The 1,353-nt window shown below is 54.8% G+C and carries 1 protein-coding gene; it reads left to right on the top strand.

The window, feature by feature from the left end; genetic code table 11:
• The coding region (locus AB1A65_RS09085; protein WP_366588079.1) for a hypothetical protein at window positions 1-1,353 on the top strand (1,353 nt) is incomplete at both ends.

Here is a 1,353-nt window from a genome sequence, read left to right as displayed (position 1 = left end):
CATATTGACGCTGACCCTTGAGGACGGCGGCACCCAGACCGTGGACTTCAGCACTGTGTTTGCAGCGGCTGGAACCGATGACCAGGCCCTCAGCTTGGCGGCTGGCAACATATTGACCTTGGAGGACGGCGGCACTGTCGACCTGACCCCATACCTGGACAACACGGACGACCAGGCGATCACGGCCTTCAGCCTTGACAATGCCACGAACGTATTGACGCTGACCCTTGAGGACGGCGGCACGCAGACGGTCGACCTGTCGGCACTGGACAACAGTGGTTCGGATGACCAGACGCTCACCCTGTCGGGCAACAGCCTTTCGATAGAGGACGGCAACAACGTGGATTTGAGCGGCTACCTTGACAACACGGATGGTCAGACGCTCTCATTGAGTGGTTCCGACCTATCGATAAGTGGTGGGAACACAATTGACATTAGTTCAATAGATACCGATACCGATGACCAGACGTTGACCCTTTCGGGAAATACACTCTCGATAGCGGACGGTAACTCTGTCGACCTATCGACCTTTGACAACAGTGGTTCGGACGACCAGACACTCACCCTCTCGGGCAACAGCCTTTCGATAGAGGACGGGAACAACGTTGATTTGAGCGGCTACCTTGATAACACTGATGGTCAGACCCTCTCATTGAGCGGTTCCGACCTATCGATAAGCGGTGGTAACACCATTGACATCAGTTCAATAGATACCGATACCGATGACCAGACATTGACCCTTTCGGGAAATACACTCTCGATAGCGGACGGTAACTCTGTCGACCTATCGGCATTGGACAACAGCGGTTCGGACGACCAGACACTGACCCTGTCGGGCAACAGCCTTTCGATAGAGGACGGGAACAACGTGGACCTGAGCGGCTACCTTGACAACACCGATGACCAGGCCCTCAGCTTGGCCGCTGGCAACATATTGACCCTTGAGGACGGCGGCACTGTCGATTTGACCCCATATCTTGACAACACTGATGGTCAGACCCTCTCATTGAGCGGTTCCGATCTATCGATAAGCGGTGGTAACACCATTGACATCAGTTCCATAGATACCGATACCGATGACCAGACGTTGACCCTTTCGGGAAATACACTCTCGATAGCAGACGGTAACTCTGTCGACCTATCGGCACTGGACAATAGCGGTTCGGATGACCAGACGCTCACCCTGTCGGGCAACAGCCTTTCGATAGAGGACGGGAACAACGTTGATTTGAGCGGCTACCTTGACAACACCGACGATCAGGCCCTCAGCTTGGCGGCGGGCAACATATTGACCCTTGAGGACGGCGGCACTGTCGATCTGACCCCATATCTTGACAACACGGACGACCAGGC

The sequence above is a fragment of the Allomuricauda sp. ANG21 genome (genome assembly GCF_040705235.1).
Taxonomy (GTDB): domain Bacteria; phylum Bacteroidota; class Bacteroidia; order Flavobacteriales; family Flavobacteriaceae; genus Flagellimonas; species Flagellimonas marina.
The sequence above is the reverse complement of the archived record's forward strand: the minus strand, read 5'-3'. Positions and strand labels throughout refer to the sequence as shown.